Here is a 25411-nt window from a genome sequence, read left to right on the forward strand (position 1 = left end):
CACCGCCCTGCGGCGGGGCGCCGGGCGGGGGTCAGGCGGACCCGTCGCTGCGGAACGCGTGCCGGTAGGCGGCGGGCGGGATCCCGACGACGCGTTTGAACTGGCGGCGCAGGGTGGTCGCGGTGCCCATGCCGGTGGCGACGGCGACCGTCTCGATGCTGTCGTCGGTGGCTTCGAGCAGTTCCTGGGCCCGGCGCACGCGCTGGGTGAGGAGCCACTGCATCGGGGTCTGGCCGACCACCGCCCGGAACTGCCGGCCGAGGTTGCGGGGGCTGGTGTGCGCCTCGCGCGCCATGTCCGTCACGGTCAGCGGCCGGTCGAGGCGCTGCTGGGCCCAGGCGAGCAGGTCGGCGAGCCGGTGGTCGCCGCGGGTCGGGACCGGAGTGCCGACGAACTGGGCCTGGCCGCCCGGACGGTGCGGCGACATGACGAGTCGGCGGGCGACGGAGTTGGCGACGGCGGCGCCGTGGTCGAGGTGGACCAGGTGCAGGCAGAGGTCCACGGCGGCGGCCTTGCCCGCCGCCGTGAGCACGCTGCCGTTGTCCGTGTAGAGCACGTCCGGGTCGACGACGGCCAGCGGGTGGCGTGCCGCGAGTTCCGCGGCGTGGGCCCAGTGGGTGGTGGCCCGGCGGCCGTCGAGCAGGCCCGCGGCGCCGAGCACGAACGCCCCGGTGCACAGGGAGGCGACGCGGGCTCCGGCGTCGTGGGCGGCGCGGACGGCTTCGACGAGCGCGGGCGGCGGCGGGACGTCCACGTCGGCGCAGGCGGGCACGATCACGGTGTCGGCGGTGGCCAGCCGGTCGAGTCCGTGGTCCGGTTCGACCGTGAAGGGGCCGACCCGCACCGGGCCGGGTCCGCAGAGCAGTACCTCGTACCAGCCGTCCGCCGCTTCGCGCGGCGGGTTGCCGAAGATCTCACAGGCCACCGCCAGTTCGAAGTGCAGGAGGTCACCGGCGGTCGGCAGTACGACGGTTGGCATGTCCGAAAGTGTACGGGCAGCGTCGTTCCGGACCATCACGGCGGGGCTGCGGAGGCGGCGAGACTGGGCCCGTCAGCAGGTCGAGAGCAGGGGGAACCATGGGTACGGCGGCAGTGGTGGTCTACGGGGCGACGGGGCACACCGGGCGGTTCGTCGTCGCCGAGTTGCGGCGGCGCGGATTCGCCGTGATCCTCTCGGGCCGGGACGCGTCCCGGCTGGAGGCGCTGGCCGCGGGGATCGGGGACGTGGAGGTGCGCCCGGCCCCCGTGGACGACGCGGCGGCGCTGGACCGGGCCCTGGCCGGCGCGGCGGCCGTGATCAACTGCGCCGGGCCCTTCGCGGTGACGGCGGGGCCCGTCGTCGGGGCGGCCCTGCGGGCGGGCGTGCCGTACCTGGACGTCGCCGCGGAACTGGAGGCGAACGTCGCGACGTTCGCCGACCGGACGGGCCCGGCCGCGGCGTCGGGTACCCCCGTGGTGCCCGCGATGGCGTTCTTCGGCGGCCTGGGCGACCTGCTGGTGACGGCCGCGATGGGCGACTGGACCTCCGCCGAAGTGGTGCACGTCGCGTACGGGTTGAACAGCTGGCACCCCACGTCGGGCACCCGGGCGGCGGGCCGGGTGTCCCACGAGCGCCGTGCGGGCCGCCGCGTGCGGTTCGCCGAGGGCGCGCTGCAGTACCACGACGACCCGGTGGCGGAGCAGGAGTGGCTCTTCCCGGAACCGCTGGGCCGGCGGTCGGTGATCGCGGAGTTCACCATGGCCGACGCCGTCACCGTGCCCACCCACGTGGCGGTGCCGGAGGTGCGGACCTACATGACCGTCGAGGCCGCGAGGGACCTGGCCGCCGAGGACACCCCGGCGCCGGAGCCGGCCGACGCCCTGGGGCGGTCGGACCAGACGTTCGTCGTCGACGCCGTGGTGAGTTCGGGCGGGGTCGAACGCCGTGCGACGGCCCGCGGCCGGGACATCTACGCGGTCACCGCGCCCCTGGTGGTGGAGGCCCTTGAGCGCGTGCTGTCCGGGCGCACGCGGGCCACCGGGGTCGCCTCGGCCGGTGCGATGTTCGACGCGCCGGACTTCCTGCGGGCGCTGGCTCCGTACGTGTCGGTGGACCTGCCGCGCTGAACGGCGGGCGGACGGCACCGTCATCGCGTGTCGACGGCCTCCGGCTCGGCGGGCTCCCACCCGGGCACGGTGCCGGGGTGGGACTCCGAGGTCCAGGACAGGAAGCACGGGAGCCTGGCGAGCAGGATGTCGTCCATGACGTGCCGGAGCAGAGCGACGTGGGTGAGGCCGCTGGGCCCGGTCAGCGCCCGGGACGCCCCCGAGTCCGGGGACCGTACGAGTGCCAGCGCGAGCCAGCCCGGCGGCACCGACTCGACCGGGTAGGTCTGGGTCATGCGGTGCAGTACCCGCAGGCTCTCCGACACGGCCGGTGACATTTCCGTGTCTCCGGGCCAGGACAGCCCGAGGGCCGCGGCGCGGGCCGCAACCTCCCCCGGCGGGGCCGACCCTGCTCCGTCGCCGGTGTCCGTGGCGGCGGCCAGACCGGTGGCGGGCGGGTCGCCGGTGTACAGCCACAGCCGGTCCCAGTCGCCGAAGGCCGCGTCCTGCTCGGCGAGCAGGGCGAGGACCCGGCCGGTGTGCAGGACGCCGCCGGCGCGGGCCGCCGCGTCGAGCGTGCGGCGCACCGTGTCGCCCAGGTGGATCGCGGCGGCCGGCCGGCCGTACGGGGACGCGGGGAGCGTGGAGGGTGCGGGGTTCTGCCAGGCGACTCCGCGTGCGTCGAGCCTCTTGCGCGCGTCGTCGCGGAGCGTCTGCCGCCGCAGGCCGGGACGGACGTCCTGCGCACGGCCGAGCAGGAGGCGGAGCACCTCCTCCTCGGCGCCCGGGAACCCGGCGGTTTCCTGCCCGTCCCAGAACTCCACCTCCCGTACCGCCGCGGTCGCGGCCTTGAGCGGGCCCAGCACCTTCCAGCCGAAGGTGTTGGCGGCTTCCCGGCGGTACAGCCCGGCGAGCCCCTGCCGGGCGCCCTCGTCGTTCTCCGCGATCGCGGTGTTCCACCAGGCGATGGCGCGGTTGCAGAGCTTCTTCCACCGGTAGTAGCGCAGGAAGCGGCCCCCGGCGACGCGGACCGACTGGCGTTCGGCGAGCAGGGCCAGCTCGCGGCGGGCCGCCGGTTCGTAGAGGGCCAGGGGCCGGAGCAGAGCCACGGCCTGGCGGTACGCCCCGGCCTCCTCGCGCCGCCGGGCCGATTCGATCAGTACGGGCAGGGCCGGGGCCCGCCGGTTCGGGGCGGTCAGGTGCCGCTGCAGCAGCCGGTGGCGGAAGGCGTAGGCGCTGCCGTTGCGCCGCAGGACGCCCCGCGCGTGGGCGTCCTCCAGGAAGGCCAGCGGATCGCGCGGCATGCGGCGGCTCAGGCTCAGCAGCAGCCCCGTGGCCCACAGACGTGACCAGGCCGAGGACAAGAACAGCAGCAGCACCCCGCAGAGCACGGCCATGGCCGTGTCCTCGACGCCCAGCCACCAGGGGGGCGCCCCGGCCCGGGCCCGGGCCTCGGCGAGCGTCAGCCCGTCCCCGTCCGGGTACATGCCCAGGGCGGCGGTGGAGAGGCTGACCACGACCCCGATCACCGCCGCGACGGCCGCGACGACGGGCACCCGGGTCAGGAAGGCCTTCTTGTCCAGGGCGAGTTCCTCGGCGGGGGACGCCGTCGTCCTAACCGTCTCCGGAGGCTCCCTGGACGCGATCAGCCAGCTCAGTAGGGCGCCGGTCAGGCCGAGGGCGATGCTGAGGGTCAGGACCGGTGAGGAGGTGACGATGACCCACAGGTGTCCCCCCTGCCGCCAGACAGTGGTCTGCTCACGGGCGCTCGTCCGGAACTCGAACGCGAGGAAACCCGTCGAGAACCGGGCGTGGGCCGGGCGCTCCCACAGGGCCGAGACCAGGACCGCCGCGGCGGTGAGCAGCAGGCCGATGAGCAAGGGGCGCGGGCGGGGCCGGGTCGTGAGCCTGGTCGGCCTGACCGGCTCCACCACCTTGGTGGTGGCCACGAGCTGCCACCAGAACAGCTGGGTCGCCTCCATCCGGTCCAGTTGGCGGGCCAGGAAGGTGAGCCAGCGCTGGGCGTCGGCCGGCGGGTAGGGCTTGCGCCGCAGGGTCGGCGTCCGCTGGTCGAGGCGCTCGGTCCACGACGCGTACACGGTGGGCAGGTACCGCTCGAACAGCCGCTGCCGCACGTCCTGTTCCGTGGCCAGCGCCTGCCGGTCGCACAGCTCGTCGGGCCGGGCGGGGCCCTTGGCGTAGACGGTGCGGGCGAGGTCGATCATCAGCGGGGTGCCGAGCGCGGCCGCGAGGGGGCCGTCGGGGTCCGCGGCGATCTCTTGCTCGACGCCGTCCCAGCGCGCGGCGCCGCCGCCCGACGCGCCGCGGAGGAAGGCCATCGAGGAGACCGGGGCCACAGGGGTCATCCGGACGGCCCGGACGTCCTCGCGTCCGGCGAGTTCCCACGGGATCAGTTCTTCGGCGGACTCGGTGGTGCAGACGAGGACGAAGGCGCGGTCGGCCGCCCCGAGTGTGCGGGCCAGTTCCCGGCGGGCGGTCGGCCACAGCTGCTGCGGGAGCTCGTCGAGTCCGTCCAGGAGCGGCAGGAGCCGGCGTTGTTCGACCAGCTCGCGGACCAGGGATCCGGTGGGCTGGGGGTGTCCGCGCAGCCGGCTCAGCCACCGGCGCTTGCGCACCCCGCTCCCCGAGGCGTAGTTGAGTTCGAGCTGACGGCCGATGAAGGTGTCCAGATGGTCGCGCTCGGGGTTCCAGGTGGACATGTTGACGAGGACGGGGACCGGTCCGCCGGTCTGGCGGACGCCGAGCAGGCGCAGCGCCAGCTCGCGCGCGGCCGTGCTCTTGCCGCTGCCCGCCGCGCCGGTGAGCACCAGCCGGGGCAGCGGCGAGCGGGTCACCTCGTCGAGGAGGGCGGACAGCGGGCGGCCGGGCCCCTCCGGGACGCCTGGTGCCTCGTGCGGGTCCGGTTCGTGGACCCGCATCACGAGTGGCTGGTGCAGGCCCTGTTTCCCGGTGTCATCGGCGAGGTCCGCCTGCATCAGGCCGATGAGGAGGGCCGTTTCGTGTTCGCGGCCGAACCCGGCCCGGCGCGCCGAGGTGTAGGGCTCCTGCTGGTCCGTCGCGCTCCACAGGGCGTCCACGTCCACGCCGAAGGCCCAGCGCATGCCGCCGTCCTCCAGATGGCGGCGCCCCTGCTCGCAGGCCCGGTCGAAGGACACGGCGAGTCCCGCTTCGGGGGTCGAGGACGACAGCGGGAGGCAGACGCCGACGGGATCCACCACGAGCAGGGGGTGGGGCGAGCGGGAGTCGGTGCCGATGAGACGGCGCAGGCCCGGTGGCGGGTCGGGCCACACCCCGGTGGCGGCGGACCGGGGGTCGGCGGCGGCATCGAACGGCCAGGGTTCCTCGGTGTCGACGTGGACGCAGAGCAGGGCGTGGGACACGGCGCCGGGTCCGGGTGCGTCCGCCACCACGATCATGGTGGTCAGACCGGCGTGCCTGGCCGCGGCGGCCATCACCACGGCGAGGTCGATGCAGGTCCCCTGCTTCGGGGAGTGCAGGACCTCGTACGGTTCCGCGATCCGCTGGCGGCCCGACATGTCACTGGCTTGCGGCTGGGAGTACCTCACACCGGCCCGGGCCATGGCCTCGTACACCGCGCGCAGCCGGTCGACGGGGCTGGCCTGCGAGCGGCCGGGCACGGTCAGGAGTGCGGCCACCTCGGTGGGCAGGACGTACTGGACGAGGGTGGCGGGTGCGCTGCGCTGCCAGCGCGGCCACTGGTTCACTCGACCACCGCCAGTACGTCGTGGACGGACAGGTCCCCCGCGCCCGGGACGGCCCGGGCGCGGATGCGGACGCCGTAGTAGCCCGGCGTGCCCGGCTTCCAGTCGTGGACGTACGTGCCGGTGCCGGCATCCCAGGTCAGCTGCACGGGGTCGGTGGGGACGGCCGGTTCGCCCGGCTCCGGTTCCGGAGCGATCCAGATCCACGCGGCGGGCAGCAGGCCCGGGTCGGCCAGCACCCTGTCGCGGGCGCCGTCGGGCAGCCGGACGGTCACGCGCAGGGTGGTGCCGACGGCGTGGGCGTCGGGCAGGTCCAGCCCGAGGGCGTCGGGGCGCTCGGTGCCCTGGACCGACTCCGTGGACCCGTACCGTTCGTACGCCTCCACCAGGTCGGTGATGAACTTCGCCTCCCCCATGGGCCCGTGGCGCTGGGACACCCGTAATCCCTGGGGGCTGTGGCCCGAGAGCTCCAGCGGCAGGGCGGAGACGGCGGGCACGGTGTGGTCGCCGCGGTCCTCCTCCCAGCCGGGGGCCGGCAGCCAGTACGGGTGGACGTCGTCGACCTTGAGTTCCCTGCCGTCCCAGACGGCTCCGGAGGCGGTGGCGTGGCCGAACCCGATCCTGGCCACGACCTCGGGACGCGGAGGCTGACCCTCGGCTCCGAGCCGGGCCCAGCCGGTCTCGATGTCCCGGTGCATGTCCCGGGCCGATGCCGCGAGGCCGAGACCCGGTACGGGGGCCGGGGGCGGTCCCGGCCTGCGCGGGGCGAGGCCCGCCAGTTCGTGGGGGTACAGGGGGCGGCCGGTGGTCGTGTCGAGGATCATCCGGTAGCGGGGCAGCAGGTCCGCTACGCCCTGCCAGCCGCGGATCACCTCCGTGGTCCCGCGGAAGTTCAGGCCCGCGCACCGTGCGCCGTTCACCAGGACGTCCAGCGCCTTGGGTGCGCCGCGGTGCGGGGTGCCGAGCGTGATCAGGGCCCGGCAGTCGGGTGCTCCACCGAGCGGGCCGAGCCAGTGCCGGGCGACCAGGCCCCCCATGGAGTGCCCGACCACGATGACCCGGCCGGCCCGCTCGGACCGGCTCAGCCCGTGGAGCCGGGCGTCGATCTCGTCGCGCAGGCGCACGGCGGCGTGGGCGACGCCCCGGCGGAAGTCGTAGGGGAACATCAGCACGTTGGCGCCCGGTACCCGGGGGCGGTCCGGGCGGCAGACGTCCGGCACGGCGCCGGGCAGCGCCGCCAGCCTCGCGGCGACCCTCTCGTAGCCGGGCAGGATGGACAGCCCGGGCAGCACCGTGGTGGAGCGGACCAGTCCGGTCGGCACCAGGTCCGGGGACTCCTCGACGCTGAGCCGGTCCGGGCTGCGGAGCGTGCTCGCGATGTTGGGGATCCGCGCCGTCCACAGGGTTTCCGGCGGGTGCGCCCCCCGCGGGTGGGTCGCGAGCACGCTGCCGCCGATGCCCGGAAGGAAGACGAGAAGGTGCCGACGTGCCACAGTGCCTCACAGGGTCGATGGTGGGACGGCCGGCGCCGCCGGACGGGCCGGACACGCGACGCCGCGGGCCGGGCAACTCCGGCCGGAATCAAGGACCTTGCCCCCTCCCCCGGGAGGAGCCGGTCGTACGGGCCACTCTAGGACGGCGGGCGGCGGAACGTCCCGGAATCCGCGGCGCCGCCGTCCGGACCGGGCGGGCTCCCCGCGATGTCCGCGGCGGCGCCGGACGGACCGATACCCGCGGGGCCGCATCCCCGATTGACATTCTTGCACTCCAAGTGCAAGCGTAAAGCTGCACGATGAGTGCAATATGTTTTCATCGGATCACGGAGGGCCCGGATGTTCCTGACGATGGGGCGCTGGTGCGCCCGTCGGCCGAAACGGGTGATCGGGGCCTGGCTGTTGCTGCTCCTCGTACTGGGCGGCGCCGTCATGGCGTACGGACGGGTGACCAGCGAGGCGGTGACCATCCCGGGCAGTGACAGCCAGGCCGCCCTCGACACGGCGGCGGCGGCCTTCCCCGGCCCCGCCTCCGGCAACCAGCCGCTCGTCCTGCACACCGGAGCCGGCGGCCCGGGCCTGACCGGCGAGAGCGCCCGGGCCGCCGTCGAGCGCAGCGCCCGCGCCATCGCCGAGGTGCCGCACGTCGTCAGCGTCACCTCGCCCTACGAACCGGCCGGCGCCGCCGCGATGAGCCGGGACGGGCACACGGCCTACCTCTCCGTGGGCCTCGACGTCACCGGCCGCGACATCACGCCCGAACTGTCGGAGCGGATCACCGACGCGGCCGGACCGGCCTCGGCGGCCGGCATCCAGGTCACCCCGGGCGGCGACCTGGCGGCGGCCGTGGACCGGCCGGACACCGGGCACAGCGAGCTGATCGGACTCGCGGCCGCCGCCGTGATCCTCTTCATCGGCTTCCGGAAGGCGGCCGCGGCCGGGCTCCCCCTGGTCATCGGCGTCACCGGGCTGATCGCGTCGCTCGCCGCCATCGGCCTGGCCGGCCACCTCATGGACATGCCGTCCTCCGGCACCACCATCGCCGCGATGATCGGCCTCGGCGTGGGGATCGACTACACGCTCTTCTGCCTCACCCGGTTCCGGGAGTTCCGCGGCCGGGGCGTGCCGGCCGCGGAGGCCGCCGCCCTGGCCACGGCCACCGCGGGGAAGGCCTCCGCCTTCGCCGGATGCGCCGTCATCGCCGCGCTGGCCGGGCTCGCGCTGGGCGGACTGCCGCTGCTGCGCGCCCTGGCGCTGGCGCCCGCGATCGCGGTGCTCGTCGCGGTGGCCGCGACCCTGACCCTGCTGCCCGCCCTGCTGAGCCTGCTGGCCCGGTTCCTCGGCGAGGCCCGGGAGGAGGGCGCCACCGCGCAGGACGGACTGGACGCGCCCACGCCCGCGGGCCGCGGCTGGCAGCGGATCGCCGAGCGCGTCACGGACCGCCCCTGGCGCCATCTGCTGGCCGGTCTGGCCCTGCTCCTGCTGCTCGCCGCCCCCGCCACCCAGCTGTCCTTCGGGCAGCTCGACGCGGGCGACAAGCCGGCCGGCTCGGCCAGCCGCACCGCCTACGAGCAGCTCTCGGACGCGTTCGGCCCCGGCGTCAACGGCCCCCTACAGGTGACCGACACCCTCGCGACGCCCGCCGCCGGCCCGCAGGACGCCCGCGTCGCCAAGGTCGGCGCCGCCCTGGCCGCCACCCCCGGTGTGGCCTCGGTGAGCCCGGCCCGGCTCACCGCGGACGGCCGTACCGTCCGCTGGCAGGTCACGCCCTCCACCGCCCCCGGCGACCCCGCGACCGCCCGGCTGGTCGACACCCTGCGCGGCGACACCCTGCCCGCGGCCACCGCCGGCGGCTCGGGAAGCGCCCACGTCGGCGGGGCCGCGGCCGCGGTCACCGACCTCAACGACCGTCTCGCGCAGCGGCTGCCCGCCGTGATCGGGACCGTGGTGCTGGTCGCCGGACTGCTGCTCCTGGCGGCCTTCCGCTCGCCGCTCCTCGCGCTGAAGGCCGCCGTGCTCAACCTGCTGTCGGTGGCCGCCGCCTACGGGGTGCTCACCGCGGTGTTCCAGTGGGGCTGGGGCGCGCGGCTCATCGGGCTGGAGGGGCCGGTGCCCGTGCCCGGCTACGTGCCCCTGCTGATGTTCGCCGTCCTGTTCGGGCTCTCCATGGACTACGAGGTGTTCCTCCTGACCTCGGTGCGCGAGAAGTGGCTCGCGAGCGGGGACAGCCGCCGGGCGGTGGTCGCGGGCCTCGCCTCGACCGGCCGGATCATCACCTCCGCCGCGCTGATCATGGTGAGCGTCTTCCTCGCCTACCTGCTCTCGGACGACCCCGTGGTGAAGATGTTCGGCACCGGACTCGCCGCGGCCGTCGCCCTCGACGTCACCGTCGTGCGCGGCCTGCTGGTCCCCACCACCATGGCCCTGCTCGGGGACCGCGGCTGGTGGCTGCCCCGCCGCCTGGACCGGATCCTGCCCGAGCTCGACATCGAGGGCAGCGCGCACACCCTGCCGGCTCCGGGACCCGGGGACCTGCCCGCGCCCGAGGCCGGCGCGACCACCGCCACCAGCCCCCTTCCCACCCGGTGAGGTTCCGCATGCCGCCGCGCACCACCCCCCGCACCACCCCACGCACCCCTCGCACCGGCGACACCGCCGGCCGCCGCCCGGGCGGGTCCGCCGCCCGCCCGGCCCGCCCCCGGCGCCGCCGCGCGCTGATCGCGGCCGGCCTGGCCGGCGTCCTGCTCCTCGCGCTGCCCGTCACCGACTCGGTCGCCCGCCGACTGGCCGAGGAACGGCTCGCGGACCGGATCGAGCTGAAGCAGACGAACCTCGTGGGGCGTCCGGACGTCTCCATCGAGGGGCTTCCGTTCCTCCTCCGGGCCGCCCGTGAGACCTACCCCGAGGTGCGGGTGCGGGCCGACGCGAAGACCGACCGCGGCAGCCCGGTCAAGGCCGACGTCACCTTCGACCACGTCTCCCGCGAGGGCGACGGCTACCGGGCGGATTCGGCGTCCGCCCGCTTCACCGCCCCGTACTCCTCGCTCGGCGGCGGGCCGGACGGCGACACCCTGGTCTCCGACGCCGGCAACGGCCAACTGCTCATCCGGCGCACCGTGCTGGGCGCGCCCGTGGTCCTGACCGCGGGGGTCGAACTCCACGACGGGGTCGTCTCGCTGCGCCCGACGGCCGCCTCGGTGGCCGGCCGGGCCATGGATCCGGCGAGCCCGCTCATCGCTCAGGCGCTCGCCCGGCAGACCCGGACCCTGCCCGAACTGCCCCTCGGCCTGCGGCCGTCGGGCGTCTCGGTGGGCGCGGACGGCGTGACGGTGACCGCGCGGGCCGAGGACGTCACCCCCGCCTGACCGGCGGGACGCACCCCGGCGGTCAGCCGTGCGGGTGGTCGCACGCCGCCAGCAGGTTCAGCACGGTGGCCTCCATCGCCGCGCGGGCCTGCTGCGGGCTCTTGCCGCCGGAGCGCCAGTGGTTCCAGGCCCCCCACGTGGTGACGGCGTCCAGACCGTCGAGGAGTTCGGCCGCCCGGCCCTCGTCCAGGCGGCCGAGCTCCTCCGCGAAGATCTCGGCGACGCGGCGCCGGGCGTCCGCGAACGCCTCGTCCGTAACTTGCTGGATGCGCGGCGAGGGGTGGTCGATCCGCATCAGCGTCAGCCGCGCCGGGGTCATCCACTCCAGGATCCGCGCCCGCTGTTCGGCGAGCGCCGCCACCCGGACCCGGCGCGGTCCGGTCCGGGGCAACGGCCTGATCTGCTCGGCCAGTTGCTCCAGCCGCCGGGTGATGGCGAGGTCCACCAGCTCGGACATGTCGGCGAAGTGGTGGAAGACCAGCCGGCGGGAGACGCCCGCGCGCTCGGCGACGCGCTCGGCCGGGAACTCCACGACGCCCTCGTCCAACAGGTCGAGCAGGGCGTCCACGATCTTGTCCCGGGTGCGGCGTCCGCGCTCGGTGCGGCCGTCCACCCGTACCGGCGCCGGGCCGGGCACCCGGTCGTCCGCCTCCGCCACCGCTGCTCCCTCCGCCGTACGCCTCCACGTGCGCATCGCCGCGCATCGCCGCGCAGCGCCGCCATTTTCGCACTCCCGGCAGGGCTCACGCGCATCCCGCCGCGGCGGGATCCCCCGCGGGGGCCGCGGCGGCGAAGCGGTGGCGCATCCGGTGCAGACCGCGCCGGGTGTGGCTCTTGACCGTGCCGAGCGGCATGCCGGTGCGCTCGGCGATCTGGGTCTGGGTGAGGTCCCCGTAGAAGGCCATGGCCAGCACCTCCCGCTGCGGGCGGGGCAGTCTGGCCAGCTCGCCGGTGACGATCAGCCGGTCCAGGACGGCTTCGGGGCCCTCCGCGGGCTCGTCCGGCGGGGTCAGGGCGGCGCCGGCCGCGGTGACCAGGTCGAGGCGCCGGGTGCGTTCCGTGAGCGCGTCGGCGATCTTCCGCCGGGTGATGCCCACCAGCCAGCCGGGGAAGGCGCCGCGCTCCGGCCGGTATCCGGCCCGGCCGCGCCACGCGGCCAGGAAGACCTGCTGGCTGACGTCCTCGGCCTCCCGGGGATCCCCGAGGGTGCGGGCCGCCAGGGCTTGGACGAGGCCGCCCCAGCGGCGGTAGGCGGCGGTCAGGCACTGCTCGTCGCCGCGCACGAAGCCCTCGGCGACCTCGTGGTCGAGGAGGCGGTCCCCGGTGTCGCGGGACGGCTGGGCGGTGGCGCTCAGGGCGGTCATGGCGGCTGCTCCTCGGGCCGGGACCGGAACCGGAACCGGCCGGTCTGCGGACGGGGCCCCGCCCCGTGGTGTGCCGGGGCGGGGGCTCCTCCAGATTCCGGCCCGTGTGCGCTTCGGCACCACTCGCATCGTTTGTGCGTCGCATCATGGATCCATGACGCAGTCCGCACACGGCCTGACCACGGGGGCGGTGGCCCGCCGTCTCGGGGTCGCCCCCACGACCCTGCGCACCTGGGACCGGCGCTACGGCATCGGACCTGCGGCCCGCGAGGACGGCCGGCACCGGCGGTGGACCCCCGGGGACATCGCCGTCCTGCACGAGATGTGCCGGCTGACCTCGGCGGGGATCCCGCCCGCGGAGGCCGCGCGGGCCGCCCTGGCGGGTCCGGCACCCGCTCCGGCCGGTCCGCCCACCTCGGCCGCTCCCCCCGCTCGTGCCGCTCGACCCGCTCCGGCGGTCGCGCCCGATCCTGCCACCACCCCGGAGCCCACCGCACCGAAGCCCACCGACCCGGAGCCCCTCCCCCGGCCGGCCCGCCGGCCCGGTTCGGGCAACGGTCTGCCGCTGGGCGCCGTACGGCAGGAGTGCCGCGGGCTCGGGCGGGCCGCGGTACGCCTCGACGCGCAGACCGTGGACGAGGTGCTGGGTGCGGTGATCGCCGAGTACGGCCTGGTCACCGCCTGGGAGGAGGTGATGGCGCCGACCCTGCACGCCGTGGGCCGCAAGTGGGAGACCTCGGGCGACCGGTACGTCGAGGTGGAACACCTGCTGTCCTGGCACGTATCGAGCGCCCTGCGCCGGGCCGCCGCACCCCCGGCCCGCGGGCCGGGGACGGACGTGCCCCCGGTCCTGCTCGCCTGTGTGCCGGGCGAGCAGCACACCCTCGCGCTGGAGGCGCTGGCCGCGGGGCTGGCCGGGCTCGGCCTGCCCGCGCTCATGTTCGGCGCGGCCGTGCCGCCCGAGGCCCTGGAGCAGGCCGTACGCCGCACCGGCCCGGCCGCGGTCGTCCTGTGGTCCCAGGCCCGGGCCACCGCGAACCCCTCGCTGGCCCGGCACCTCGCCGAGGTCGTGTGGGGCGTCAAGGGCGCCCGCGCCCGGCCGGCGGTCCTGCCGGCGGGCCCGGGCTGGGCGGGTCAGCCCCTCGCCCCGGGCACTCTGCGGCCCCGCGGGCTGCGGGAGGCCCTGGCCCTGCTGCGGGGGCTGTGCGACACGGCGGCGGGTACGGGTGCGGATACGGGACGGCCCGCCGCCGTGGTTCAGTCCTGACCGCGGGCCCTGCGGAAGCGGGCCAGCCCCTCGGGGAGTGCGATCAGCGGATCGGGATAGCCGTCGAACCGGGAGCCCCCGGGGCCGGCCAGTTTCCACGGCTCGTGGATCTCCGGGCCGCGCAGTGCGGCGAGTTCGGGCACCCACCGGCGTACGTAGGCGCCCTCGGGGTCGTACCGCTTGGCCTGGATGACCGGGTTGAGGACCCGGTTGGGGCGGCTGTCGGTGCCGGTGCCCGCCATCCACTGCCAGTTGAGCTGGTTGTTGGCGACGTCCCCGTCGACCAGCATGTCGAGGAAGTGGCGGGCTCCGGCGCGCCAGTCGATGTAGAGCGTCTTGGTCAGGAACGAGGCGGTGAGCAGCCGGCCGCGGCCCGGCATCCAGCCCTCGTGGGCGAGCTGGCGCATGGCCGCGTCGACGACGGGGTAGCCGGTGCGGCCCTCCCGCCATGCCCGCAGGTCGGCGTCGGCCTGCGGACCGCTGCGCCAGTGGTCGGACCGGGTGCGGTAGTCGGCGTCGGCGACCGCGGGGCGGGCGGCGAGGAGCTGGTGGTGGAAGTCCCGCCAGCAGAGCTGCCGTACGAAGGCCTCGGCGCCCGCACCACCCCGGGCGCGGGCGCGGTGCACGGCCTCGGCCGCCGACAGCGCGCCGAAGTGGAGGTACGGGGAGAGCCGGGAGGTGGCGTCGGCGGCGAGGTCGTCGTGCCCTTCCTCGTAGGCGTCGGCGTACCGGTCGAGCCAGTACGCGAGCCTCTTGCGCGCCTCCTCCTCGCCGCCGGGGGCCAGGCCCGCCGAGAGCGTCGCGGCGGCCGGCCGTGCGGGAAGGTCCTCGGACCGGATCCCGGAGGGGACCCGGACCACGCGGGGGGCTGCGAGGGGCTCGCGCAGGTGCTCGGCGGACCAGCGTCTGAAGTACGGGGTGAACACGGCGAAGTGGTCGGAGCCGTTCGGCGTCACGGCGCCGGCCGGGAGGGCGGTGACGACCCCGTCGTGGACGTACAGGCGCCGGCCGTCGGCCTCCAGGGCCCGGCGCAGCCGCTGTTCGCGCCGCAGGGCGAAGGCGCTGCACCCGGCGGCCATGTGTACCTCGTCGGCGTCGGCCTCCCGTACGACGGCGCACACTTCGGCGACGGGGTCGCCCGAGCGGACGACGAGCCGGCCGCCCCGTCGGCGCAGCCCCTGGTCGAGGTCGGCCAGGCAGTCGGCGAGGAAGGCGAGGCGGTTGGGCGCCGCGAATCCGGCGTGGTCCACCGCCGGGTCGCGGACGAAGAGCGGGACGGTCTCGTTGCGCGGTCCGAGCGCGGCGCGCAGCGGCGGATGGTCGTGGACCCTCAGGTCCGAGGTGAAGAGGACGACCGAGACGTTCATGCCTGTGCACCCGGGGTGGGGCCGCCGGCCGCGGCTGCGGAACCGGCCGGCTGCGCCGCCGGGGACGGTGCGTCCGCCGCCTCGGCCGTGCGCGCGATGTTGCGGGCCATGCCGCCGAAGACGAAGGAGTGGAAGGGCGAGACGCTCCACCAGTAGAGGTGGCCGGCCAGGCCGCGCGGGTGGAAGAGGGCCCGCTGCCGGTACCGGGTGCGCCCCTCGTCGTCGCGTTCGGCGTACATCTCCAGCCAGGCGAGGCCGGGGAGCCGCATCTCGGCACGCAGTCTGAGCAGCCGCCCCCGTTCGATCTCCTCGACGCGCCAGAAGTCGAGGGAGTCGCCGATCCGCAGGCGCGCGGCGTCGCGCCGGCCCCGGCGCAGTCCGACGCCGCCGACGAGGCGGTCGAGCCGGCCGCGGACGGCCCAGGCGAGCGGGAAGGAGTACCAGCCGTTCTCCCCGCCGATGCCCTCGACGACCCGCCACAGCGCCTGGGGCGGGGCGTCGACGGTGCGCTCGCGGACGTCGGTGTAGAGGCTGCCGCCGGCCCAGTCGGGGTCGGTGGGCAGCGGGTCGCTGGGCGCTCCGGGTACGGCGGCGGAGGACCAGCGGGTGACGACCTGGGCGTCGCGGACCTTCTGGAGGGCGAGGGAGAGGGCCGTGTCGAAGGAGATGGGGGTGCCGGGCGGATCGGGGACCCAGTCGGCGATGTCGTGCTCGTCGCAGACGACCTCGTACTTGAGGGATTCCGCGAGCGGGCGGGCGATGGACCGGGGCACGGGGGTGACCAGGCCGACCCAGTGGCTGGACAGGCGGGGGGTGAGGACCGGGACGGGGAAGATCAGGCGCTTGGGCAGGCCGTCCACGGCGGCGTAGCGGCGCATCATGTCGAGGTAGGTGAGGACCTCGGGGCCGCCGATGTCGAAGGCGCGGCTGACGTGGTCGGGCATCCCGGCGCTGCCGACCAGGTAGCGCAGCACGTCGCGGACGGCGATGGGCTGGATGCGGGTGCGCACCCAGCTCGGGGTGACCATGACGGGCAGCCGCTCGGTGAGGTAGCGGAGCATCTCGAAGGACGCCGATCCGGAGCCGATGATGACGGCGGCGCGGAGCACGGTCGTGGGGACGCCGGAGTCGAGGAGGATCCGCCCGACCTCGGCGCGGGAGCGCAGGTGGGGCGAGAGGGCGTGGTCGGGGACCGCGCTCGGGGTGAGTCCGCCCAGGTAGACGATGCGGCGCACGCCGGCGGCGCGGGCCTGCTCGGCGAAGGTGCGGGCGGCCCTGCGGTCGGTCTCCTCGAAGTCGCGCCCGGTGCCCAGGGCGTGCACGAGGTAGTAGGCGACGTCGACGCCCTCCATGGCGGGGGCGAGCGACGCGGCGTCGGTGACGTCGCCGCGGACGGTCTCGGCCTGGCCCGCCCAGGGGTGGTCGCGCAGTTTCGCCGGGGTCCGGGCGAGGCACCGGACGCGGTGTCCGGCCTTGAGCAGCTCGGGGACGAGCCGGCCTCCGATGTAGCCGGTGGCGCCGGTGACCAGGCACAGCGAGCCGCTGGTGGGGGCCGGGTGCCCTTGTGTGTCGGTCATGGAGGTGCTCCGTTCCGCCGTCGACCGGGGTGCTTCCCTGATCTCTTCCGCGGTCGCGGGCGGGACGGATGCAGGGTCCCCCGGACGGCCCCCGGACCGCTCTGCCCGCTGCTCACCGGACCGGGGAGCGGAAGCGGTTGCGGTACTCGGTGGGCGTGGTGCCGAGGGTGCGGCGGAAGGCCCGGATGAGGGTGTCGGTGGTGTTGAAGCCGCAGGCGGAGGCGATGCGGTCGAGGGTGGCGTCGGTGGATTCCAGCTGGTTGCGGGCCACCTCGACGCGGGCCGATTCGATGTAGGCGGCCGGGGTGGTGCCCAGTTCCGTCTTGAAGATCCGGGTGAGCTGTCGTTCGCCGACGTGGACGTGGGCGGCGAGGTCCGCGACGGAGAGCCGGCCGGCGATGTTGCGGGTGACGTAGTGGCGGAGGTCCTCGGTGCGCCGGGTCGTGGACAGGGGCGCGAGGGGGACGCTGAACTGGCTCTGTCCGCTGGGTCTCTTCAGGTACATGACGAGCTGCCGGGCGACGCGCAGGGCGACGGCCTCGCCGAAGTCGTCGGCGACGAGGGCGAGGGACAGGTCGAGGCAGGCGCTGATGCCCGCGCCGGTCCAGACGTCGCGGTCGCGGATGAAGATCGGGTCGGCGTCGACCTCGACGGCCGGGTGGTCGGCGGCGAGCTGCTGCGCGGTGGACCAGTGGGTGGTGGCGCGCCTGCCGTCGAGCAGGCCCGCCTCCGCGAGGATGTGGGCCCCGACGCAGACGGACGCGACGCGCCGGGTCCGGTCGGCGAGGTCCTTGACCCGGCCGACGACGGCGGAATCGGCGACGGCGCGGGCGCGGCCGGCGGCGTCGATCTCGACCGATCCGGGCACCAGCAGGGTGTCGACGCTCCTGCCGGCCAGCTCGGCGAAGGTGGTGTCGGGCAGGATGCGGACCCCGGCGGAGGTGGTGACGGGGTCCGCGGTCTCGGCGGCCAGGAGGACCTCGTAGCCGGTGGCGTCGCCGACCTCGCGGCGCAGCAGGGCGAAGACCTCCGGCGGGCCGGTGACGTCCAGCAGGTCCACGCCGTCGAAGAGGACGACCACGACGAGTCGGCCGGAGCGGTTCACGGGGTCTCCGTTCGGTGGGCCGGGGCGCCGGAACCGCCCCGCGGGATGTCTGTTTCTGCAAGTTGGATGACATTGCAGACATTACCGGGGGCTCATAGCGTTCTCGGTACGGCCCTCCCCGCGAAGTGGCCGCCCCACCTTCCGACATGACTCCCCCAGGAGGTTCCACCATGCCCACGACCACGTTGCGCGAGCTCAACGGCCTCGACCGGACGCCGGCCGCACTGGCCGACGCCACGCTGGTCCTGGTCGACTACCAGAACACCTACACCCGCGGCGTGCTGGAGCTGACGGGCTGGGAGCCCGCGCTCGAGGCCGCCGCCGACCTGCTGGCGCGGGCCCGCGCCGCCGGTACGAAGGTCGTCCACGTGATCCACGACGACGGCGAGGGGACCCTGTACGACGTGCGGCAGGACATCGGGCGGATCCACCCCCGGGTCGCCCCCGTCGAGGGCGAGGCCGTCGTCGTCAAGTCGGCCGCACCCGACTCCTTCGTCGGGACGGACCTGGGCGAGCACCTCGACGCCGCCGGGCACGAGGACGTGATCGTCGCCGGTTTCATGACCCACATGTGCGTGACGTTCACGGCGCAGGGCGCGTTCCTGCGCGGCAACCGGCCCACGGTGGTCGCCGACGCCTGCGCCACCAGGCCGCTGGGCTCGGTGGGCGGGGAGCTGCCCGCCGAGCAGATCCACCGTGCCGCGCTCGCGACCGTCGCCGACCTGTACGGGGTCGTCGTACCCACCGCCGCCGCCCTGGGCTGACTGCGGCGGCCGGGGTCCGGCCGCGGGCTACCGCGGCCGGACCGGCGCGTCAGAGTTCCTCGCCGAGCGGCAGCCGGTGGATGCCCGGCAGGTACTCGTCGAGTTCCCCCGGCGCGAACCGGGACATGCCCACCACGTGCCAGAACTCCCCGGCCACGTCGCCCTCGTGCTTGTAGCCGCCGGCCGGGGTGAGCGCCGCCCAGCCGCCCGCCATGCCCATCAGCGTCGCGCGCAGCGACGGCCGCTCCCCGTCCGGCGGGATGCTCCAGAGCCGTACGGTGCCGTCCTCGGCCCCGCTCGCCAGGAGGCTGCCGTCCGGGGAGAACGCCAGGGAGAGCACCCGGCCGGTGTGGCCCACGAGGTCGGTGATCCGCTCGCCGGTGTCGGCGTCCCAGAGGGTGACGGCGCGGTCGTCACCGGCCGCGGCCAGCACCGGCCGGCGCGGATGGGCGGCCACGGCCCACAGCCGTCCGCCCCGGCCGCGCAGGCGCCGGTGCGCCCGCCCGTCCCGCCAGACGATGGCGCTGCCGTCCCAGCTCGCGCTGGCCAGCCACGCGCTGCCCTGGCCGTACGCGACGCCGTACACCCGGTCGGCGTGGCCCGCGGCGCCGCCGAGCTCCTCCACCAAGCGGCCGCTGCGCGCCTCCCAGACCCGTACGACGCTGTCGTCGCAGCCGGTGGCCAGGACGTCGCCGTCGGAGCGGAAGGCGATGGAGCGGACCCGGCCGCGGTGCCCGGCCAGGTTCGACACGGGTGAACCGGTCGGGCGGAACCAGACGCGGACCGAGTCGTCGTCGTTGGCGGTCGCCAGCAGCGTGCCGTCGGCGTTGAAGGCCTCCGCCCACACGTGCTCGGTCTCGGCGTCGAGTTCGCGCAGGTAGTGGCCGCCGACCGGGTCCCACAGGTAGATGTCGCCGTCGTTGCTGGCCGTGGCCAGGACGGGGCCGACGGGGCTGAACGCGGCGGAGACCAACCGGTCGCCGCGGCCGAGGAGTTCCTCCGTACGCCGCCCGGTGCGCGTGTCCCAGAGCCGTACGACGCCGTCGTTGCCGGCGGTGGCGAGCCGGGAGCCGTCCGCGCTGAAGGCGACGCCGCTGATCCTGCGGCCGTGCCCGCGCAGGATGCGCTTGCCCTGGCCGGTGGCGGAGTCCCAGATCTGCGCGCCGCCGTCGTTGCCGACGGTCAGCAGCTGGCTGTCGCCGGGGCGGAAGGCGCAGGCCCAGGCGGTGCCGCGGTGGTCGGCGGGCTGCTGGGCGTGGAGGGCGATCGTGTAGCCGTGGGGGCGGCCCGCGACCGTCCAGAGCCGTACGGCGCCGTTGCTGTCGCAGGCGGCGAGGAGGTTGCCGTCGTCGCCGAACAGCACCTGGTAGACGGCGCCCGTGCCCCGTTCGAGGACGCCGGCGGGGGTGCCGACGACCGGGTCCCAGAGCCGTACCTGGCCGTCGGTGCAGCCGCTGGCGAGGAGGTTGCCCTCGGGGTGGAAGTCGAGGACGTACACGCGGCCGGTGTGCCCGGTGAACTCGTGCAGCAGCCGCGCGTCGGACGTCCGCCAGATCCGCACGGTGCCCCCCTGTCCGGGCGCGCCCCGGTCCGCGGTGGCGAAGAGCGTGCCGTCGGGGCTGAACCGGGCGCGGTAGACGGCCCCCTGGTGCCCGTCGACCTCCCGGACGCACGTTCCGGTGGCCAGGTCCCACAGCCGTACCCTCGCGGCCGCGTCGCCGGTGAGCAGCCGGCCGTCGCGGCTGTGGACGGCGGTGTAGACGGGCGCGGTGTGGCCGGGGAGCCGGTGCAGGGGCCGGCCGGTGGCCACGTCCCAGACCGTGACCAGGCCTTCGCTGTCGCCGGTGGCGAGCACCGTGCCGGCCTCGTCGAAGGAGACCGGCCACACGCCGTCGGGGTGGATCTCCAGGGTGTGGCGGCAGGCGCCGGTCACCGGGTCCCAGAGGCGTACGGTGCCGTCGGATCCGCCGGTGGCGATCACGTCGGGCCGGAACTTCACGGCGTAGACGCGTCCTTCGTGTCCCTGGAGGGTGCGCACCGCCAGGCCGTCGTCGGCGCCGCAGACGAGGATGGAGCCGTCCTCGCTGCCGACCGCGAGGAGCTCGCCGTCGCTGCTGTAGGCGATGGGTTCGGGCAGGCGGCTGGTGCGCATGCCGAAGCCGTACGGGACCCCGACCGCCGAGGGCCGCAGGCCCGCGTCCACCGGCATCCCGGGGGCGACCGCGGCGGTCCCCAGTTCGGGGGCGGCCCGCACGGCGTCGTCCATGGTGACGTCGATGAGCGCGGCCCGGTGCCAGCGGCTGCCGGTCAGCACGGCGCCCCGCAGATCGGCCCGGGTCAGGCGGGCCCGGCTGAGGTTCGCGCCGGTCAGGTCGGCCCCGCTCAGGTCGGCCCGGTCGAGGCGGGCGCCGGTCAGCCGGGTGCCGCGCAGCAGGGCTCCGGAGAGGTTGGCGCCGATCAGCCGGGTGTCGGTGAGGTCGGCGTCGGAGAGGTCGACGCCGCAGAAGTCGCGGTGCGAGAGGTCCTCGCCGGCCAGCCTTGCGCCCCGCAGGTCCGCGTTGGCCGGCACCCGCAACCGGTCGCTGATGCGGACGGCGTTGGCGCGGGCGGCGTCGCTGATGCCGCGGCCGGGCGCGTCGAGGACGTCGCGCACCCACCGGGCGCACCGCTCGTGGTCGGCGAGGTCGCAGAAGAACTCGACGGCGAGCTGGCTGAGCGGGCGGGCGACGAGCAGGGCGTGGCGGCCCCGGTCCAGCTGGTGGGCCGCCTCGCGCGCCACGAGCCATTCGACGACGGAGCCGTGGATGAACTGGAAGACGCCGTCGGAGCTGCGGACCAGCAGGCTGCCCGCACCGACCGCCTGGGCCCGTTCGGACGGGGTGAGCGGGGACTCGGTGAGTTCGCTGAGGGTGGCGGCGACGGTCTCGGTGAGCTCGTCCAGGCGCAGGGCGCTGCGGCCGCTCTCCCACAGCCGCCAGGCCAGCGCGGTCACGGCCGCCCACAGCTCGTCGGCGGTGAGTCCGGGCGGTGCGCCGGGCCCGCCCTGGCCGCGCGCCTCCTCGTGGGCGAGCCAGGAGGTGAACACGTCCTCGTAGAGCCGGGCCGGGCTGAGCGCGCGGCCGGCGCCGGCGACCGCGCGCAGCTGGTCCTGGCTGAGGTCCGCGACGAAGGAGAGCAGCCGCGGGTTGCGGCACAGCATCAGCAGGTCGGGGATGTTGCGCAGGAGTTGGTAGCGCTGGTCGGCGGAGCGTTCGTCACCGTAGCTGCGTACCAGGTAGGAGCGGATCTGCGCCGGGGTGAAGCCCTCGACGGACAGGACGCGGCGCTGCGGGAGCAGTCCGACGCGCTCGCCGAGCGCGGTGAGGACCTGGGCGTGCGACTTGAAGTGCTGGGTGCGGCTGCTGACGACGATCTTGGCGTTGTCGACGGCGGCGTCGAGGAGGACCTGGAGGTGGTCGGCGGCCCGGTCGTAGCTGACCCGGTGGACCAGTTCGTCGAAGCCGTCGAAGAGCAGGACGACACGGCCCTGGGCGAGCATGTAGCGCAGGGCCCGCAGGTCGATGGTGTCGACGCCGTGGCTCGCGAGGTGGGCGGCGACGAGCCCTTCGAGGCTGTGCGCCCGGTCGAGGGTGTTGAGCGGGATCAGCAGCGGCGTCAGGTGCGGGAGCTGTTCGGGGATGCGGCGGGCCAGCTCGCGCAGGGCGAAGGTCTTGCCGTGCCCGAAGTCGCCGAGGAGCAGGACGAAGCGGCCGTGGTCGGATTCCAGGAGCTCCATGAGCTCCTCGACGAGGCCGTCGTGCTCCTGTCCGTCGGGGCGGTCGGCGTCGCGGTAGCGCTGGGGCAGGTACAGGCCTGGGGCGTACTGTTCGCTGCTGCCGAGCCGGGCCGTCTGCGCGGCGACGTAGCCGCGCAGGTCGAGCAGGCCCTGGAACTCGATGAAGCTGCGGACCCGGACCCGTACGCCGCGGGCGGCCGCCCGGTTCCGCAGCCCGCCGGACGGGGCGTCGCCGCCGTGGACGAGGACGGCCTCGGAGCCGGAGTCGGTCGCGTGCACCTGGCCGACGAACCGGTCGAGCTCCTCCTCGGTGGGCGTGCCGGGGTGGACGGCGATGCGCTGCTGCTGGACGACGTCGTCCCCCTGCTCCTGCCAGGTGGCCATGATCTGGAGCATGTCGCCCGGTTCGCGGCGGGGGACGTCGCGCAGGCGTACGCCGGCCCTGCGCACCCGGCAGATCTCCTTGACCCGTTCGGCGAGCGCGGCGGCGGGGTCGTCGAGGGGGGCTCGGCCCTGGGCGTGCTCGACGTTGATCACGGGGGGCAGTTCGGGGACGGGGAAGACGCGGCGGGTGTGCCGCCATTCGCCGGGGAACCGTTCGGCCTCGGAGGTGATCCGGTCGTCCCACCGGGTGACGGCGTCCGCGGTGACCTGGAGCAGCTGGAACCGGGCGGGGGCCGCGGAGCCGAAGAGCGGCAGCCCGCCGGCGGGTCCGGTGAGCCGGCTGTGTCCTGGGGTGGCGGACACGGTGCGCGGGCCGCCGGTCGGGCCGTGGAGCAGCAGGTGCAGGCGCGGGGCAGCGAGCCGGGCGAGGGTGTCGGTGTCGCGCAGTCCGCCGGGGCCGCCGACCGCGTCGCCGGGGCGGCGGCCGTCGGTGAGCGGGTGGCGCAGGGCGCCGATGCGCAGCCAGCCCTCGTCCTCGTAGCGCCGCATGGCTTCGGCGAACCATGCGGCCTGGTCGCGGCCGATGAAGCCGTACTGCTCCTCCTGGCGGTGGCTGTAGGCGATGGAGGAGTTGAATCCGGCGACGACGGTGCTCAGTTCGGGGACCGGGAAGAGGGTCCAGGGCTGGTCGCTGTCGAAGACGGTGTCCAGTCCCTGGTAGAGGCCGCGGAACAGGCGGGTGTAGTGGCGCCACTTGGGCCAGTACGGGGGCTGCGGTGCGACCTCGTCGGCCTCGCAGGTGTGGAAGTAGGCCTGGGATGCGGCCTGGTTGACGTCCTGGGCGCCGGGGACGACCATCACGCGCTGGGGCGACAGGTCGAGCTGGGCGCGCAGGGTGGTGAGGAAGCTGAGGGCCTGGTCGCACTCGCGGGGGCTGCCGGAAGCGGTGAGGTCGCCGGTGACCACCATCAGGTCGGGGGACGGGGCTCCGGCGTCCCTGAGCATGATCAGGTCGCCGCGGATCTGGCGGCTGAGCGAGTCGGGTTCGCGGCCCCGCCCGAAGTCGGGTCCGGCCAGGTGCAGGACGGTCACGGCGTCCTGGCCGCTGCCGGCGGCGCCGGCCGGGGAGGTCTGCGGGTAGAGGGGCGCCCGGGCCGGGCGGCGGCGGCCCGCCCAGCCGGGTCCGGCGAGCGCGCTCGGCCGGAGCCGGCCGGCGTGGGCCTGCTCGGGGAGGCGGGCACCTCCCGGGCCGCCCGCCGGGGCCGTGCCCGGCGCGGTGCCCGGTCCGCTGCCGGGGTAGCCGGGCCGCCGGCCGGGGCGGGCGTGCCCGTCGACGGCCTGCTCGACCCGGGTGAGCAGCAGGGAGCGGGCGGTGTCGGTGTCGGCGACGCCCACCAGGTCGACGTAGGTGATCGTGGCGAGGAGTCCCTCGATCGGCATCTCGTCCACCCGGACGGTCAGGAGGCGTCGCTCGGGCGACTCGGGGGAGGCCCGGAGCGCGGCCTGCCACTCCATGCGCCCGTAGGTGGAGCGTTCGTAGTGCCGCGACAGGACGGCGATCACGGCGACGGACTCGCTGACTCCGCGGTCCATGAAGTCGATGAAGTTGGTGCCGGGGACGAAGTCCCAGGCCTGCACCACCGTGCGGTAGCCGGCTTCCTCCAGGGTCCAGGCGATCCACGCGGCCCACCGCTCGTCCGCCGGTGAGTAGCTGATGAAGAAGTCGAACTCCCGTGCCGGCGCCCCGAATTGCCCGTCCGTCATCATGGACCCCATGGTAGGGCGGGGGCTGCGGCCGTGGCCCCCTCCCGCCGAGGACGGGTCGCGGAGCGTGAGGGTCCGCTCACCCGCGCCGGGCCGGGGGTGTCCGGTTCCGGCCGGGCCCGTCTGCCGTCCGGGCGCGGGTGTGTGCGACTCTGTTCGCCGTGTCTCTCCTCAGGCGTCTGCATCCACTGGACTGGCTGGCCGGCGGGCTGCTCGCACTCGGTGTGCTCTGCGTCGCCACCGGTCTGCTGCCGCACGAGCCGGCCGGGGACGTCCTGGGACGCATCGGGCCGCTGGTGGTCTTCCTGGCGACGGTCATCGTCCTCGCCGAGCTGACCGGCAAGGCGGAGGTCTTCGACGTGGTCGCCACCTGGGTGGCGCGGGTGGGCCGCGGCAGCTACGCCCTGCTCTTCCTCCTCTGCGTCGCGTTCGCGTCCGTCACCACGATCACCCTGAACCTGGACACGACGGCGGTCCTGCTGACCCCGGTGATGCTGGCGCTGGCGACGCGGGTGGGCATCGCGGCCGTACCGCTGGCGATGACCACGGTGTGGCTGGCCAACACGGCGAGCCTGCTGCTGCCGGTGTCGAACCTGACGAACCTGCTCGCCGCGGACCGGGTGGCGCTGACCCCGTCGGAGATGGCCGCCACCATGTGGGCGCCGCAGCTGGCGGCCATCGCCGTGACGATGGCGTGTCTGTGGGGCTTCTACTGGCGCCCGGGACGGCGCGGTGCGGTCAGCTACGCGCCGCCGGCCCCGCCGCACCCCAAGGACCGGGTCCTGTTCCGGGTGTGCGCGGTGGCGTGCGGCGGGTTCCTGGTGGCACTGCTCCTGGCGGAGGTGCCGCTGTGGTCGGCGTCGATGGCGGCCGCGCTGGTCGTGGTGGCGGCGTTCGCGGTCCGCGACCGGGGGGCGCTGCGCCTGTCCCTGATCCCGTGGCGGCTGCTCGTCCTGGTGCCGGGCATGTTCCTGGTGGTGGAGACCGTCAACGCGCACGGGCTGCACGACGTCCTGGCGGCGGCGATGGGTTCGGACAACGGCCTTCTCGGGATGCTGAGGTCGGCCGCGGTCGGTGCGGGCTTCTCCAACGTGCTCAACAACCTGCCGGCCTACCTGGCGGGCGAGGCGGCCATCCCCGAGGCCAACCACCACCAGCTGCTGGCGCAGCTCATCGGCGTCAACGTCGGACCGGTCATCACGCCGTGGGCTTCGCTGGCCACCCTGCTGTGGTTCGAGCGGTGCCGCTGGCACGGCACCCGCATCGAGATGCGCCGTTTCGTCGGTACCGGGCTGGTCCTCTCGGTGGCCGGCACCCTGGCGGCGACCCTGGCCCTGGCCGCCACCACCTGAAAAGGG

The 25411-nt window shown here is 75.3% G+C and carries 15 protein-coding genes; 6 read left to right on the forward strand and 9 right to left on the reverse strand.

Going from position 1 to position 25411, the window contains the following annotated elements:
• Positions 1 to 31: 31 nt before the first annotated feature.
• Positions 32 to 979: a helix-turn-helix domain-containing protein gene (locus tag AB0O53_RS08690; protein WP_365194106.1), complete on the reverse strand. Its 948-nt coding sequence runs from the start codon at positions 977 to 979 to the stop codon at positions 32 to 34.
• A gap of 98 nt (positions 980 to 1077) precedes the next feature.
• On the opposite strand from AB0O53_RS08690, the gene AB0O53_RS08695 reads away from it, so the two are divergent.
• Positions 1078 to 2106 carry a saccharopine dehydrogenase NADP-binding domain-containing protein gene (locus tag AB0O53_RS08695; RefSeq protein WP_350990914.1) on the forward strand — a complete coding sequence of 343 codons (1029 nt, stop codon included), beginning with the start codon at positions 1078 to 1080 and terminating at the stop codon, positions 2104 to 2106.
• Between the two features lie 20 nt (positions 2107 to 2126).
• On the opposite strand, the gene AB0O53_RS08700 is transcribed toward AB0O53_RS08695, so the two are convergent.
• On the reverse strand, positions 2127 to 5831 hold the full coding sequence (locus AB0O53_RS08700) for an NACHT domain-containing protein (protein WP_365194110.1): 3705 nt from the start codon (positions 5829 to 5831) through the stop codon (positions 2127 to 2129).
• Positions 5828 to 7321: a PGAP1-like alpha/beta domain-containing protein gene (locus tag AB0O53_RS08705; RefSeq protein ID WP_365194113.1), complete on the reverse strand. Its 1494-nt coding sequence runs from the start codon at positions 7319 to 7321 to the stop codon at positions 5828 to 5830. The genes AB0O53_RS08700 and AB0O53_RS08705 overlap by 4 nt, the downstream gene beginning before the upstream one ends.
• A 339-nt stretch (positions 7322 to 7660) precedes the next feature.
• Between AB0O53_RS08705 and AB0O53_RS08710 the strand changes: the two genes are divergently transcribed.
• Both AB0O53_RS08710 and AB0O53_RS08715 read left to right on the forward strand, forming a co-directional pair.
• Positions 7661 to 9910 carry an MMPL family transporter gene (locus AB0O53_RS08710; RefSeq protein WP_365194116.1) on the forward strand — a complete coding sequence of 750 codons (2250 nt, stop codon included), beginning with the start codon at positions 7661 to 7663 and terminating at the stop codon, positions 9908 to 9910.
• Positions 9911 to 9918: 8 nt separating this feature from the next.
• A complete protein-coding gene (locus AB0O53_RS08715; RefSeq protein ID WP_365194118.1) occupies positions 9919 to 10686 on the forward strand; it encodes an LmeA family phospholipid-binding protein in 768 nt (255 codons plus the stop codon).
• Between the two features lie 22 nt (positions 10687 to 10708).
• On the opposite strand, the gene AB0O53_RS08720 is transcribed toward AB0O53_RS08715, so the two are convergent.
• The gene (locus tag AB0O53_RS08720; protein ID WP_350990906.1) at positions 10709 to 11344 is read right to left on the reverse strand and encodes a TetR/AcrR family transcriptional regulator; all 636 of its coding nucleotides are present in this window, start codon (positions 11342 to 11344) and stop codon (positions 10709 to 10711) included.
• Between the two features lie 85 nt (positions 11345 to 11429).
• Positions 11430 to 12050 carry a sigma-70 family RNA polymerase sigma factor gene (locus AB0O53_RS08725; RefSeq protein WP_350990904.1) on the reverse strand — a complete coding sequence of 207 codons (621 nt, stop codon included), beginning with the start codon at positions 12048 to 12050 and terminating at the stop codon, positions 11430 to 11432.
• Positions 12051 to 12204: 154 nt separating this feature from the next.
• On the opposite strand from AB0O53_RS08725, the gene AB0O53_RS08730 reads away from it, so the two are divergent.
• Positions 12205 to 13317: a MerR family transcriptional regulator gene (locus tag AB0O53_RS08730; RefSeq protein ID WP_350990902.1), complete on the forward strand. Its 1113-nt coding sequence runs from the start codon at positions 12205 to 12207 to the stop codon at positions 13315 to 13317.
• Here AB0O53_RS08730 and AB0O53_RS08735 read toward each other — a convergent pair.
• The 3 genes from AB0O53_RS08735 to AB0O53_RS08745 form a co-directional block, all read right to left on the reverse strand.
• Positions 13308 to 14684 (reverse strand): cryptochrome/photolyase family protein, encoded by a 1377-nt coding sequence (locus tag AB0O53_RS08735; RefSeq protein ID WP_365194123.1) that lies wholly within the window; start codon positions 14682 to 14684, stop codon positions 13308 to 13310. The two genes, AB0O53_RS08730 and AB0O53_RS08735, sit on opposite strands and share 10 nt — an antisense overlap.
• Positions 14681 to 16261 carry an SDR family oxidoreductase gene (locus AB0O53_RS08740; protein ID WP_365194126.1) on the reverse strand — a complete coding sequence of 527 codons (1581 nt, stop codon included), beginning with the start codon at positions 16259 to 16261 and terminating at the stop codon, positions 14681 to 14683. Before AB0O53_RS08740 ends, AB0O53_RS08735 begins: the two co-directional genes overlap by 4 nt.
• Positions 16262 to 16373: 112 nt before the next feature.
• Positions 16374 to 17366, reverse strand: coding sequence for a GlxA family transcriptional regulator (locus AB0O53_RS08745; RefSeq protein WP_365194128.1), 993 nt, complete (start codon positions 17364 to 17366; stop codon positions 16374 to 16376).
• A gap of 170 nt (positions 17367 to 17536) precedes the next feature.
• Here AB0O53_RS08745 and AB0O53_RS08750 point away from each other — a divergent pair, with 170 nt between their 5' ends.
• Positions 17537 to 18130, forward strand: coding sequence for an isochorismatase family protein (locus AB0O53_RS08750; protein WP_350990894.1), 594 nt, complete (start codon positions 17537 to 17539; stop codon positions 18128 to 18130).
• A 49-nt stretch (positions 18131 to 18179) separates the two neighbouring features.
• Here the strand turns inward: AB0O53_RS08750 and AB0O53_RS08755 are convergent, their stop codons facing one another.
• Positions 18180 to 24053, reverse strand: coding sequence for a WD40 domain-containing protein (locus AB0O53_RS08755; protein ID WP_435886627.1), 5874 nt, complete (start codon positions 24051 to 24053; stop codon positions 18180 to 18182).
• Between the two features lie 161 nt (positions 24054 to 24214).
• Between AB0O53_RS08755 and AB0O53_RS08760 the strand changes: the two genes are divergently transcribed.
• The gene (locus AB0O53_RS08760; protein ID WP_350990891.1) at positions 24215 to 25405 is read left to right on the forward strand and encodes an SLC13 family permease; all 1191 of its coding nucleotides are present in this window, start codon (positions 24215 to 24217) and stop codon (positions 25403 to 25405) included.
• Positions 25406 to 25411 lie beyond the last annotated feature (6 nt).

It is taken from the genome of Streptomyces erythrochromogenes (assembly GCF_040684695.1).
GTDB classification, from domain to species: domain Bacteria; phylum Actinomycetota; class Actinomycetes; order Streptomycetales; family Streptomycetaceae; genus Streptomyces; species Streptomyces erythrochromogenes_C.